19 protein-coding genes and 1 pseudogene are annotated in these 12476 nt (G+C 42.3%); 7 read left to right on the plus strand and 13 right to left on the minus strand.

Features of this window, described 5'->3' with window-relative positions; all coding sequences use genetic code 11:
* Positions 1-30 precede the first annotated feature (30 nt).
* The 7 genes from M5V91_RS25985 to M5V91_RS26015 form a co-directional block, all read right to left on the minus strand.
* Positions 31-552 (minus strand): MerR family transcriptional regulator, encoded by a 522-nt coding sequence (locus M5V91_RS25985; protein ID WP_019380038.1) that lies wholly within the window; start codon positions 550-552, stop codon positions 31-33.
* A gap of 101 nt (positions 553-653) precedes the next feature.
* Complete coding sequence (locus M5V91_RS25990) at positions 654-1067, minus strand: phosphatase PAP2 family protein (protein ID WP_284521590.1); 414 nt, start codon at positions 1065-1067, stop codon at positions 654-656.
* A complete protein-coding gene (locus M5V91_RS25995) occupies positions 1004-1183 on the minus strand; it encodes a hypothetical protein (RefSeq protein WP_284522320.1) in 180 nt (59 codons plus the stop codon). The genes M5V91_RS25990 and M5V91_RS25995 overlap by 64 nt, the downstream gene beginning before the upstream one ends.
* 396 nt (positions 1184-1579) lie before the next feature.
* A complete protein-coding gene (locus M5V91_RS26000; protein WP_284521591.1) occupies positions 1580-2155 on the minus strand; it encodes an alpha/beta fold hydrolase in 576 nt (191 codons plus the stop codon).
* Positions 2156-2160: 5 nt separating this feature from the next.
* Positions 2161-2538 carry a hypothetical protein gene (locus M5V91_RS26005; RefSeq protein ID WP_284521592.1) on the minus strand — a complete coding sequence of 126 codons (378 nt, stop codon included), beginning with the start codon at positions 2536-2538 and terminating at the stop codon, positions 2161-2163.
* Complete coding sequence (locus tag M5V91_RS26010) at positions 2539-2940, minus strand: hypothetical protein (RefSeq protein ID WP_019380042.1); 402 nt, start codon at positions 2938-2940, stop codon at positions 2539-2541.
* 39 nt (positions 2941-2979) lie between these two features.
* Complete coding sequence (locus tag M5V91_RS26015; RefSeq protein WP_009331670.1) at positions 2980-3753, minus strand: SDR family oxidoreductase; 774 nt, start codon at positions 3751-3753, stop codon at positions 2980-2982.
* A 179-nt stretch (positions 3754-3932) separates the two neighbouring features.
* On the opposite strand from M5V91_RS26015, the gene M5V91_RS26020 reads away from it, so the two are divergent.
* Complete coding sequence (locus M5V91_RS26020; protein ID WP_009331669.1) at positions 3933-4184, plus strand: hypothetical protein; 252 nt, start codon at positions 3933-3935, stop codon at positions 4182-4184.
* A 58-nt stretch (positions 4185-4242) separates the two neighbouring features.
* Here the strand turns inward: M5V91_RS26020 and M5V91_RS26025 are convergent, their stop codons facing one another.
* On the minus strand, positions 4243-5652 hold the full coding sequence (locus tag M5V91_RS26025) for an alanine/glycine:cation symporter family protein (RefSeq protein WP_009331668.1): 1410 nt from the start codon (positions 5650-5652) through the stop codon (positions 4243-4245).
* A gap of 279 nt (positions 5653-5931) precedes the next feature.
* Here M5V91_RS26025 and M5V91_RS26030 point away from each other — a divergent pair, with 279 nt between their 5' ends.
* The 4 genes from M5V91_RS26030 (at position 5932) to M5V91_RS26045 (ending at position 9319) form a co-directional block, all read left to right on the plus strand.
* Positions 5932-6453, plus strand: a complete 522-nt coding sequence (locus M5V91_RS26030) for a hypothetical protein (protein ID WP_284521593.1) — start codon at positions 5932-5934, stop codon at positions 6451-6453.
* A 31-nt stretch (positions 6454-6484) separates the two neighbouring features.
* A complete protein-coding gene (locus M5V91_RS26035; protein WP_284522310.1) occupies positions 6485-7258 on the plus strand; it encodes a PucR family transcriptional regulator in 774 nt (257 codons plus the stop codon).
* 43 nt (positions 7259-7301) lie between these two features.
* The gene (gene ald / locus M5V91_RS26040) at positions 7302-8432 is read left to right on the plus strand and encodes an alanine dehydrogenase (protein ID WP_019380047.1); all 1131 of its coding nucleotides are present in this window, start codon (positions 7302-7304) and stop codon (positions 8430-8432) included.
* A gap of 578 nt (positions 8433-9010) precedes the next feature.
* Complete coding sequence (locus M5V91_RS26045) at positions 9011-9319, plus strand: hypothetical protein (RefSeq protein ID WP_284521594.1); 309 nt, start codon at positions 9011-9013, stop codon at positions 9317-9319.
* Here the strand turns inward: M5V91_RS26045 and M5V91_RS31160 are convergent.
* Positions 9299-9550 (minus strand): YuzC family spore coat inner layer protein, encoded by a 252-nt coding sequence (locus tag M5V91_RS31160; RefSeq protein WP_500797314.1) that lies wholly within the window; start codon positions 9548-9550, stop codon positions 9299-9301. The genes M5V91_RS26045 and M5V91_RS31160 overlap by 21 nt on opposite strands.
* Before the next feature lie 437 nt (positions 9551-9987).
* Between M5V91_RS31160 and M5V91_RS26050 the strand changes: the two genes are divergently transcribed.
* A complete protein-coding gene (locus M5V91_RS26050) occupies positions 9988-10611 on the plus strand; it encodes a DedA family protein (RefSeq protein WP_009331662.1) in 624 nt (207 codons plus the stop codon).
* A gap of 36 nt (positions 10612-10647) precedes the next feature.
* Here M5V91_RS26050 and M5V91_RS26055 read toward each other — a convergent pair whose 3' ends face one another.
* Complete coding sequence (locus M5V91_RS26055) at positions 10648-10830, minus strand: hypothetical protein (protein ID WP_009331661.1); 183 nt, start codon at positions 10828-10830, stop codon at positions 10648-10650.
* A gap of 107 nt (positions 10831-10937) precedes the next feature.
* Here M5V91_RS26055 and M5V91_RS26060 point away from each other — a divergent pair, with 107 nt between their 5' ends.
* On the plus strand, positions 10938-11321 hold the full coding sequence (locus tag M5V91_RS26060; protein WP_019380050.1) for a hotdog fold thioesterase: 384 nt from the start codon (positions 10938-10940) through the stop codon (positions 11319-11321).
* A 41-nt stretch (positions 11322-11362) separates the two neighbouring features.
* On the opposite strand, the gene mnhG is transcribed toward M5V91_RS26060, so the two are convergent.
* The 3 genes and pseudogenes from mnhG to M5V91_RS26075 form a co-directional block, all read right to left on the minus strand.
* Entirely contained in the window at positions 11363-11731 is a 369-nt protein-coding gene (gene mnhG / locus M5V91_RS26065) for a monovalent cation/H(+) antiporter subunit G (protein ID WP_009331659.1), read from the minus strand.
* 66 nt (positions 11732-11797) lie between these two features.
* Positions 11798-11998: pseudogene (locus M5V91_RS26070) on the minus strand (monovalent cation/H+ antiporter complex subunit F); the annotation flags it as partial.
* A complete protein-coding gene (locus tag M5V91_RS26075; RefSeq protein ID WP_009331657.1) occupies positions 11998-12474 on the minus strand; it encodes a Na+/H+ antiporter subunit E in 477 nt (158 codons plus the stop codon). The pseudogene M5V91_RS26070 and the gene M5V91_RS26075, both read right to left, overlap by 1 nt.
* Positions 12475-12476: the final 2 nt, after the last annotated feature.

The raw sequence follows: 12476 nt of genomic DNA on the forward strand, positions 1-12476 counted from the left end.
GCGTTACATGCCGTAACGCTTTTATGCCCATTAAAATCCAAATAGCATAGTAAAAATATTTTTCTTTTTTAATTTTTTTCTGGGCTTCTCCTGATCAAAAACCAAAAGGGTATCAGCGGGGAGGCTTCGGCTTTTTACAGCTGTCCTGGCTTCAAGAACCTCAATCCGTTTAAGCAAGCGTGCATTCTCTTTTTGCAGCTCTTCTATTTCGCTGCGGTGCTGCAGCAGCTGATAGGAGACAACATCATCCGCTTTTCCGTTCAGCCGCTGCTCAAGCTCGCTGATCTTCAAATAAATTTTCTCCATGGCTGGTTCAGCTGTTTCGCCCTGGACCGTACCTTTTCTGGTCTTTTTGCCATTTACCGTAACGTCCTGCAATATAATCCCCTGGTTAAGCTGGTCCTGCACCTGCTTTAGCAGGTTAATGTCTTCTTCGCTAAATAAGTAATGGCCTAGTTCATTCCGTTCCGTCCGGAGTCCCAGTTGTTTAACCCATCGCTGAATAGTGCTTGGCGAAACTCCTAACAACTTGGCTGCAGCACTTGTATTCATTCTGAATCCCCTCCCGTTTTCACAATGGATTCTATCCGGATAACGGGAAGTCCTTCCCAGCTGACAAAACAAGTTTTCATTCGGCAAAGAAAGTGAGGATTTTACATTTTTTTATCATCCTGATTTCCTTCTTTCAAATTCAAATGTAAACATTTTTCTGTCATCCAGCCTATTGTTCCGCCAATAAGGGCACCGCCTATTACATCGGAAGGGTAATGGTGGCCAGCCCAGATACGCGCGAAACCTGTAAGAGCTGAAACCCACAGCAAAATACGACCTATAAATCGATTGCCGTAAAAAATGACGATAGAAGCAGCAAACGACACCACTGTATGTTTGCTTGGAAAACTGGAATCTCTTTTGGCTGGGATCAATATGCCAACCTTGTTTTTTATGAAGGGGCGGGGCTTAAAATAACAAATTTTAATGATCTTGTTAACCAGGATAGCGATCAGGGAAGCTGCAGCAGCTTTTTTGCGGCTGTTTTGGAGGAACCTTTTGCCAGCCACATGCATACCAGTACGAATAAAAATAAATACCTTGCCCTATTTGATATAAGAATCATTAAAAAGTCCATGAAAGCAATACGTCCGGACATTCGGTTGATTGCCTTAAAAATCTTCATGTCCATTATTAGTCTCCTTCTGTTCTTGTCATTGGGCAGATTTCTCTCTCATGCGCTCTTTATGGAGAGGACTTCTGCCTTTTGTTCATTTTTTATTATTTGCAACCCAGAACTTAAAAACACAATTTAGTAAAGATATTAAAATTAATAAAACCATGCAGCAATTGCATGGTTTTTAAAAGCTATACATAGAATAAATCTTTAAACACATATGAAGCAAAACCCATATAGGCACTGATAGTGTGGTCGCTTATAATATAACTTGGATAATTCCATAAAATCATTAAGATACCTCCTTTAAAAGTGAATCCCCTGCAGAGACAGGGGAAATTGAATATTATATTTGTCCCGAGCGCGATGCCAGCCATTTGTCCAGATAGTCAGGAACTTTTCCCTCTGAAGTCAGATTGGCATGCCCCCTTGAAGCAGATGGAAAGTTTTGTCAGTACTTGAGGTCAGGTTCATGACCGGAAAAATCTGTTCTTTTGGTACAAGGCGGTCAAGATCCGAAGCAACAGCGAGTAAATTGGCTTTGATATTGCTTAGCACCGCCTTCCTTTCACCGACGGTTAAGGTCCCATTCACAAGCTTATTTTCTTTCAAAAGGTCATAATTGATTTGCTTTAGTGCTGCCCCTGCAAATGGAATATGGCCATCGGTCCAGTGGCTGAAACGTTTCCACCGGGAGGCGTATGCTTCATCGTCAGCCCTGGCCAGAAGCGACAAATAAGGGGAGTAATAAATGGGTGAAGTAAAAAGCCGCATACCTGATTTGATGGCAAAGGGTGGTATAAGTCCCCATGCTTCAAAAATGGAGTCCAGGCTGCCTTCTCCATTCCGCAATTCTTCTGCCCATTTATCAAAGACAGGGACGATGCTGAAGTCAACCGGTGCGACAGATAATACTAAGTTTTTGACCGGCTCATCCGCAATGGCCGCATAAATGGCTGCAAAAGTGCCGCCCAGGCAAAAGCCCATAACGGTTATTTCTTCTGCTTTGGCGTGATATAAAGCTCTTTTACCCCCTTCTGGATGTATTCAGTAATATAATCGTCCATCGTAATCTCTTTGTCCTCATAACCGGGAATCCCGAAATCCAGCAAGTAAACATCGTATCCGCTGTTGGTCAAAGCCTCAATTAAACTGTTCTGCGGACAAAGATCTAGAATAAAGGGCTGATTGACGAGCGAATATACAAGGAAAACTGGAATTTTGTATTTTTTACTGGAAGGGGCATAGTGCCAGAGAGTAGCCTTATTTCTTTTCCAAACTGCAGTCCTTGGAGTTGAATGGGTCTCCGGGGGCTGGAGAATGGTCTTAAAGAATCCATGCAGTTTTTTGGAAGCTGTATTTTGATCCATTTATTTTCCCGCGCTTTCACTGCTGCTGGAAGATTGCAATTCCTGATCCAGCGACTGCTTTAAATCAGGACTGCCAAGTGCCTTTTTTATTTCCTCTAGTGATTGAGCCAAAGCTATGACTTTTTCGTCAATCAGGTCCATTTTTTCTTCCGCCTGCACAGTTAATTTTGCTGCATTTGCCACGTCAGTCTTGGTAGGGAAATTAAGAGGGATGGATAGTGTCTCAATGGCTTCCTGGAGTTTTTTCATGCTTGCTGCGGTCACCTCGGAACGGGTGATTAGATTTTTAAATATTTCTTCTTTGTTGATAGAGTTCTGAATGGATTCATTCAGTTCTCTTTCCACTTTTGTCCCTAACTTTTTTATTGCCTGTAATAGGGCTTCAGTATGGTTAATAGACATAAACATTCTCCTTTCTATGAAGTCAACCAATCAACGGACTTAGAGGGATGCTGTCATTCCTCCATCTACGACTAAAACCTGTCCAGTCATGTAATCAGATGCTTTGGAGGATAAAAAGACAGCTGCTCCTTTTAAATCATGTTCACTTCCAAACCTTCCGGCAGGAATTTTTCCAAGAATAACTGGACTCGATTTTTCCAGGACCTTTGTTATTCTTGTAGGAAAGAATCCTGGAGCAATAGCGTTTACTTGAATGCCGGCAGGTGCCAATTTTACAGCTAAATCCTTTGTAAGTGCAATAACAGCTCCTTTACTTGTATTGTAGGCAATTGCATCAAGAAATGCGGAATGTGTACCCCTCATTCCATTTACAGAAGAAATATTAATGATTTTGCCGCTGCCCTGCTTCGTCATCACTTTTGCCGCAGCCTGTGAAAATAAAAACAGCCCCTTTAGATTCACATTCATGACTTTGTCCCATTTATCAGCAGGCAGTTCAAGAAATGGCGCAACCCAGGATGTCCCGCTATTATTAATGAGAATATCGATGCTTCCAAATGTCTCTAAGGTCTTGCTGATGACGATTTGGATGTCTTCGTCATTGGTTATGTCACATTCAATCGCCAGAGATTTAATTCCCTTTGCTTCAAGGCTTTTTCTGACATGCTCACATGCTTCAATGCTGCGTGAGCAGATGACTACATTTGCTCCTGCTTCCCCAAGTGCATTTGCCATTTGCTCGCCGAGTCCTCGGCCTCCTCCTGTTACAATTGCTGTTTTATTGCCTAAATGAAATAACTCGTTCAATTCCATCGTTATCCCTCCCTTAGTCTTTTTAAAAATCAATCCTTCTGAATAAAATAGACTTCGATATAGTATAGACAAGTTAACCCCATGTGGTGCTAAAATTGTATATTTGCCTTGTCCCAAAATGCATAAAGAAGTTAAAAACAGAAAAGGATGGATAACATACGAGAAGGGAGGCTTAAAAGGTGGAAAGGGAGCAAATAGAGGAACTTTTTGAAGAAAGCGGATATCACGCTTTAAACAGCAAACTTGCCTATAAAGTCTGGTTGACCGGGGTATGGGATGAAGAGGATGAAGACAAAATAGAAGCTTTTATAGATGCTTATTCTTTTGAAGGAGAAGGAATAGTAACTGACGATTTTCTCTATCACTATCGAATATTTGCCTATATTCACGAAAAAAATGAATGTTTGGGATTCCAGCGGGAGATATTTTAGGAACACAGCTTAAAACAAAAACAAACACAGATCCAGGACCTGTGTTTGTTTTAATATATCAGCCAGCATTCTTAAGCTGCTTATTAGCCGCTTTATAGTGGTTTTCAAAGAATTCATTAGTATCTTTAACAACCACTTTGCTTAGAAGGATTAATGCAATCAAGTTAGGAATCATCATTAATGCATTTGCCATGTCAGCGAAAGCCCAAACGGTAGTTAAGTTGGCAACCGCACCGATTCCAGTCGCAAAGATGTAGATGGCACGGTATCCCATAATTCCTTTTGTGCCAACCAGGTACTCAAAGCATTTTTCGCCGTATACATACCAGCCGACGATTGTTGAGAAACCGAAGAATATAACAGAGAATGCAACGATATATTCACCCGCTGTTCCAAGTACATGGGCAAAGGCTGCACTTGTTAATGCCCCGCCGTCAAGGCTGCCGTCATGAGCCACACCAGAGATCAATCCGCCAGTTGTGTCCCAGAAACCAGTCATGATAAGCACTAATCCAGTCATCGTACAAACAACAATTGTAACAATGAATGTACCAGTCATTGCAACAAGAGCCTGTTTTACAGGGTGGTCTGTCTTTGCGTTGCCTGCGATAAGCGCTGCTGTACCAAGACCGGCTTCATTAGAGAAAATCCCCCTTGAAACACCATTCTTGATCGCTTCAGATACAACAACACCGACAAAACCGCCAGTCGCTGCAACCGGATTGAAGGCATAGTAGAAGATAGTCTGGAAACCAGGAATGATTTGATCATAATTAACTGCCAGGATAATTAAAGCACCGCCAATATAAAGCACCGCCATGACGGGTACAAAGAATCCAGCAACTGTACTTATACGCTGAATGCCGCCAAAAATGATTAAAGCAGCCAGTACAGCAAGAATAACGCCTGTAATCCAATTATTTATTCCAAATGAAGTGTCCATAACAGCTGCAATGGTATTCGATTGAACACTGTTGCCGATTCCAAGTGCTGCAAATGCTCCGAAGATTGCAAATGCAACTGCAAGCCATTTGAACTTTTTGCCAAGACCGCGTTCTACATAATACATCGGTCCGCTGGAGTACTCTCCATTTGCGTTTTTCACTCGGTATTTCATTGCCAGTAATGCCTCAGCATATTTGGTTGCCATTCCCAGCAGACCAACAATCCACATCCAGAAGATGGCCCCTGGTCCGCCAAGTGTAATCGCAGTGGCAACACCGGCGATATTACCATTGCCAATTGTTGCTGCGAGAGCTGTCATAAGCGCCTTAAAGTTACTGACATCGCCCTCATCATTAGATCCAGCCTGACCTTCTTTGGTAAACCCTAATTTAAACGCATATATCAGCCTTCTGAATTGAAGGCCTTTCAGCATGAATGTTAAAAGAACACCAGTACCAAAAAGCAAAATCAAACTTGGTGTGCCCCAGAGCACCCCGTTAATTTTATTAAGCGCCTCAAGCATAAATTTCATCGCCTCCCAGATGTTAACGCTTTCAATTGCTGTGAACAAACCTATTAAAATATGATTTTTTTGTGAACATGTCCTATTGTAAAATTATCTGAATATAACTTCAAGTCAAATAGGAGAAGTAAAACTATTGGGAATCTTTCAAAAAAAGTTTAAAGGTACCGCCCGAATTTTGTCGAATGGCTTGTAGGCTTTGGTAGAGTACCGGGTGGGACCTGAGGTATAATATAATAGGATAGAAAAAGTGAATTGCCGTTCAAAGGAGTTTTACGATTGGGTGATGATAAAATGGAAAAAGATCCGTTTAAGAGGGCATTCAGTGATCTGGAGGAATTGGTAGATAAGATCCGCGATGTCCTGGAATGCCCTGTTACAATAGAAGATGTTAACCATCGCCTGCTGGCCTACAGTACACATGATGACCAGACAGATACTGCAAGAATTGCAACGATTATCAGCAGAAAGGTTCCTGAAAAAGTGATTAATCGTTTATGGAAGGAACGTGTGATTCCGCAGCTGATGCAAAGCGGAGAACCGCTTAGAATCCCTGAAATAAAGGAAATAGGACTTGGAAATCGGGTAGCCATTTCCATACGCAATCATAATGAAGTATTAGGCTACATATGGGCAGTTGAAGAAGAAACCCTCTTGACAGAAAGCAAGCTGAACCTGCTTAAGCTTGCTGCACAGTCTGCAAGGACGGAAATGCTTAGATTAAACGCCCAAAAGAAAAAAGAGCTGAGGGATACCGGGATTTTTCTGGGAGCTGTTAACCGGCCATTTCCAAAGCCATGATGAAATTGCAGAAAGGTTTGAGGAGTTAAGCATTAAACCGCCATCGCCGTTTGCTGTACTTGTCTTTAGGTTTAAAGAAGAAGTTACCTCTAAAATAGAACAAAATATCATTTATCTGATCACGACGAGCCAAAAGGTTCATATAACCTTTCATGCAGCGATGGGAAATGAATTTATTATTCTGGCAGCGCCTCCAGATCCTGCTTTTTCTGAAAGTGCTTTTATAGAATTTATCCGTTTTTTCATCGATCAAATGAATACGCGGTTTAGCATTGGTTATATTAGCGGGGCAACTGGAACAACTTATCAACACTATGAAAAAGTTGAAAAAAGCTATCAGGAGGCACTGCAGGTCCTGCGCCTTAAAGAACAATTTCCCGAAGAGATTCATCATGTTTATAGCTATCAGCAGCTTGGCATTTTTCGCTATCTTGATGCCATACTCGAAAAGAAACGGCTGGAACCATATGAGCATCCGGCTATCGAAAAGCTTAAAAAATATGATCTTGAGCATCGGACCAATCTGCTGGCTACTCTGGAAGCCTTTATTGATCATGACAGCAATGTGAATGAAACAGCTAAAAAGCTGCATATCCATATGAATACATTGAATTATCGCTTAAAGAGGATAACCGATATCGGGGAAGTGGATCTGAAGAATACAAATACAAAACTTTCTTTATATCTTGAACTTAAAATCCGGAGAATCGAAAGAAGAGCCCCCATTTGTAGATTTCCACAAATGGAGGCTCTTTTATTTTATCAATTCAACAATGACAGCGCTTTACAAAAATTATTATACTGACAATAGTAAATATCAATTTGATAGATTGAAAGGGGATTTTTCCATGATTATTGGAGTACCTAAAGAGATTAAAAATAACGAAAATCGTGTTGCTGCGACACCAGCAAGCGTTGATGCATTAGTAAAAGCCGGACATAAAGTACTTGTAGAAATTGACGCAGGTATTGGAAGCGGTTTCACAAATGAAGATTATACAGAAGTAGGAGCTGTTATTGTAGATACAGCTGCAGAGGCATGGAATGCTGAAATGGTTATGAAGGTTAAAGAGCCTCTAGCTTCTGAGTATGGTTATTTCCGTGAAGGTTTGGTTCTTTTCACATACCTTCACCTTGCAGCAGAGCCTGAGCTTGCAAAAGCATTAACTGAAAAAGGTGTTACAGCTATTGCGTATGAAACAGTAGAAGTGAACCGTACATTGCCTCTTCTTACTCCAATGAGTGAAGTAGCAGGACGCATGTCTGCTCAGATTGGAGCTCAATTCCTTCAGAAGACAAATGGCGGAATGGGTATTCTTCTGGCAGGTGTTCCAGGCGTTTCACGCGGAAAAGTTACCATCATTGGCGGCGGTGTAGTTGGAATCAACGCAGCGAAAATGGCAATCGGGCTTGGCGCGCAAGTTACGATCATCGACTTAAGCCCAGAGCGTCTGCGTCAGCTTGACGATATCTTCGGAAACAGCATCCAAACTTTAATGTCTAATCCTTTCAACATTGCACAAGCTGTTAAAGATGCTGACCTGGTAATTGGTGCGGTTCTAATCCCAGGAGCTAAAGCGCCTAAGCTTGTAACGGAAGAAATGATTAAAACAATGAAGCCTGGTTCAGTAGTTGTTGACGTGGCGATTGATCAAGGCGGTATTTTCGAAACAGTTGATCATATTACAACTCATGATAACCCAACTTACGATAAGCATGGCGTTGTTCACTATGCAGTTGCAAACATGCCTGGTGCCGTTCCAAGAACATCTACAATTGCTCTTACAAACGTTACAATCAATTACGCACTGCAGATTGCAAACAAAGGTGTTGTTAAAGCTATTGAAGACAATGCAGCACTTAAGCTTGGCGTTAACGTCGTAAACGGCAGCATCACATATCCAGCGGTTGCGAAAGATCTTGGCTATGAGTATGTTTCTGTCGAAGATGCATTTGCTAAAGTAAAAGCAGCTAACTAATAGATCAAATCCCCTTGGCCAAAAGGCTAAGGGGATTTTGTTTTACCAAGGCTCCTTCCGCTTTTCTAATGCTGTCCAGCTCCAGCGCCTACCCCCTCGAGGTCACAAGCTTGTCTAGTTTCGGCTCCTAGGGACTCGGGGTCATAAGCCGTTTCCTTTCAGAAGGAAAAACCCCTTCTTACAGGGGCCGTCTTATGCTAGACGTCCCTGGGCAGTCGCCTCAACATTTCTTCAATCCGTCCAAAAGGTTAAAGAACAGCCTTTTAACCGGCTCGTCTTATGCTTGAGGCCCGCAGGATGCGGGTCATGCAGACGTTGCCACAGGACGTGGAGGTTTTAGTCTGCGTTCCTTTAAAAGCGGGCGCCTTCCGCTTTTCTAATGCTCTCCAGCTCCAGCGCCTACCCCCTCGAGGTCACAAGCCAATCCTCCCAAAAAGGCAAAGGACGCCTTTCCGTGAGGCCGGTCTTGTGCTTGTCGGGGTGGGCAAGGCGCTTCCGCATTTCTAGTAGCCCACTCAAAATGCGGACATCTGCATATTAAATAGAGAAGGCATTGAAAATTAAGGAGGTTACCCTGCATGTATTATTATAGAGGCCCATATAGAAACGGGGGCGAAAGGTTCTTCTTTTTAGGAGCTCCTTTTGTCGGCGGCCTGCTCGGCGGTTTCCTGGGAGGGGGCTGGGAGCAGCATTATTTGCTCCCCGTCCATTTTACGGCCCTCCGCCGCCATTCTATGGCCCGCCAGCTGCACCATATGCTCCTTATGGCGGAGGCGGATACCCTGGCTATGGACCATATGGAAACCCTTATTATCGCTGAACAGGTAAAAGCTCTCTTGATTGAGAGCTTTTTTATTTATGTTTTCTTACATCCATCTCAGCTTTAATGTAAGATCACAGCATTTCTGGGAATCCTCCTTATCAGACTCGAAATGGAGGCTGAGCCCGTCAGGTGTATAGGACACCGCAGGAATTTGGGAAATTCCTGTTGATTTTATCATTTTTTCGACTGCATCCTTTTTTGACTGCTGAGCGGCTGACATCAGTTCATAAGAAAACTTTTTTGACTCTGCCATATTTACAAGCAATGTACTGGCGTCCCTCATGAGGACTTCCATTTTTTAGCGGAGCTCATGAACATTTGAGGATCGACAGCTGGAAAGGTTCTATAGAAATGGACAGGATGATAATAAGACTGATATGCATGCGGATAATTCCAGCAGTTTTGAAGCTGAGGGTTGTATCCAGGCTTTGGGTAGCGAAAATAATAATAGGGGTACATCCGGATCTGCCCCTTTCGATTAATAATTAATGCACGCATTCCCAATATATGAAACGAAGGCTTTTCCTATGAGAAAACAAAATGAAATGCTTTCTCGCAAAAATGTGGCTTGCACCCTGCATAGATAAAATGGGTTTGCATAAGGTGCATTAGAAAGGCAATTTTTATAAGGATTGATCTAATTAGAAAAGGGGTAAAAGAACCGCATGAAGAATATATTAGTGTAATGAATATAAATAAGTGAGCACTGCTTACATAGATGGGAGGCCCCGGATGGAACTGGAACTGATATTGGAAATTATTGAGAATAACGGATATTTGGGGCTGTTTCTTTGGCTTTGGGTAGGGGTCTTTATTTTTCCTGTGCCAAATGAATTGATCGTGATGACTGTTGGACTTTCTTCCTCTTTAAAAACACTTCACCCTGTGCTTGCTTTCATTGTCATTTATCTTGGCATCCTGGCTGCACTGTCAACCTGTTATACAATCGGACGTTTGATCGGCAGGCCATTGCTGAAATACTTTCAAAAAAGTAAAAGAATGTCTAAAACGATTGATGCTTCTTTAAAACTAATGGAGAAGTATCATGCCTTTTCCCTCTCCTTCAGTTATTTTGTTCCGGGTATCAGAAATTTCCTCCCTTTCTTATACGGCTTCAGTAAATTGCCATTTAAAAAATTCGCTTTGTTTGCATATAGCGGCGCCCTGTTATGGCTGTCTGTGACTTTTACGATCGGCTATGTATTTGGAGATCATATTGATGCCATCATCAAACATGAAAAAGAATTACTGCTTAGCCTGGCAGGCTTGACTTTGCTCTTCCTCATTTTTCGCTTCACCAGAAGAAAGCGCGGGAAGGAGCAAGAAAAACTGCATGATCAGGGGTTGGGACTTTAAATATAAAAAGGCAGCCTGGAAAGCTGCCTTTTTTATTTAATACTGATTGCGGTGCTCTACCAGGTCGATGGCTCCCAGTACAATATGGGCGAGCCCGAAACCAACGATGGTATCTGATAACATGTTATTGGTTCTGCGGTTTTGTTTCATTGCATATCCAGCCGCAGTAACAGCGGTGCCGAGAACAGTTGGAATTAATCCTTCGCGAACGCGATTCATGACGGTCACCTCTTATTTTTTGATTGTCCTACAGGACATACATAGTTTGTTCTTATATAATGAAGTATAGTATGACAACATTTTACATATGGAAAGGGGATAGGGGAATGGAGTTGAAAGATACATTAATCGAAACACTCGGAATGGAAATTGTGTCACTTGAAAAGGGCCGTGTAGTTGCTACCATGCCTGTTGATGAACGCACCCGCCAGCCGTTTGGCCTGCTGCATGGAGGGGCGTCTGTCGCCCTTGCGGAAACTGTTGCAAGCATAGGAGCTTTTGAACTTTGCGATAAAGAAGCGGAATCTGTTGCAGGGCTTGAAATCAATGCCAACCATATACGTGCTAAAAAGGATGGAATTGTAACGGCTGTCGCAACAGTGCTGCATCAGGGAAGAACCACAATGGTATGGGATATCAAAATAACGGATGAAAATGACAAGCTGATATGCACATCCAGATGCACAATGGCCGTAATAAAAAGAAAATAAAAAATAACAAAACCGCAAGAGGATTTCTTGCGGTTTTCCATTTATTGTTCCTTGCTGCCTGCCTTTTTCATATGTGGTGCATCTTTTAAGTCATCCTGTACACTTTTATCCCATAGCTCTACACCGGAGTTATAAGCTGCCCGGGCAATTAAATGCCCGGCTACAGGTGAAGTCATGAAGATGAATATAATTCCGAGCAGCACTCTGGAATTGAAAAAGCCATCTTTAACATAAAAGAACAGCAGGGCTCCGAGCAGAATGGACATAACCCCCAGTGTAGCGGACTTTGATGCGGCATGGTTCCTGGTATAGATATCAGGAAGCCTGATAACACCATATGCTGCGACAAGGCTTAAAAAGGCTCCCAAAATAATCAGCACAATAATGACAATATTAGCGATCTCGTTCATTTTCGATAATAACCCCTTCTCCAGATATTTAGAGAAGGCTACGGTCCCTATAAAGGCAAGGATCCCGATCAGAAGGATAACCTCCACAAACGCACTTGTATTAAGGGCGATAGAAATCAATGCAACAATTGCAACAAGATTTATGCCAATAGCATCAAGTGCAACCACACGGTCTGGTGTGGTCGGCCCTTTTATCACTCTGTAAATCAAACCGATGGTGGCAGCCGAAATGATAAGGATGGCACTTAGAACAATAGTATTCAGCATTACCGGCTCACCTCCAAGATTGCTTTTTCAAACGAGTTCCTGATTGAATCAATGGTTTCCTCTGCATCTTCAATATCAATTGCATGAATGTAAAGAATCTTATTATCCGGGGAAACGTCTACAACCAATGTCCCCGGAGTCAGTGTGATCAAATTCGATAGTACTGTAATTTCCCAGTCCTTTTTTAGGACAGTGGGGTAGGCAAAAATGCCTGGCCGCATATCAAGCTTGGGTCTTAACAATACTTTGAGCACCCCGATGTTCGCTAAGATAAGCTCTTTGATGAAAAGAAACAAAAGATTGATTACCGCCACAACTCTTAATAGATAAAAGCGTGAATCGAAAAATCTTCTGAAAGTAAAGATGATGAGCAGGCCAAAAAGGTATCCTTTAAGGAACGCAACCGGTTCGTATGATCCTGTTAAAAACATCCACATAAACCCAAGGAACACATTTAATAATATTTGAAATGCCATAC

Source organism: Cytobacillus pseudoceanisediminis (genome assembly GCF_023516215.1).
Taxonomy (GTDB): Bacteria; Bacillota; Bacilli; order Bacillales; family Cytobacillaceae; genus Cytobacillus; species Cytobacillus pseudoceanisediminis.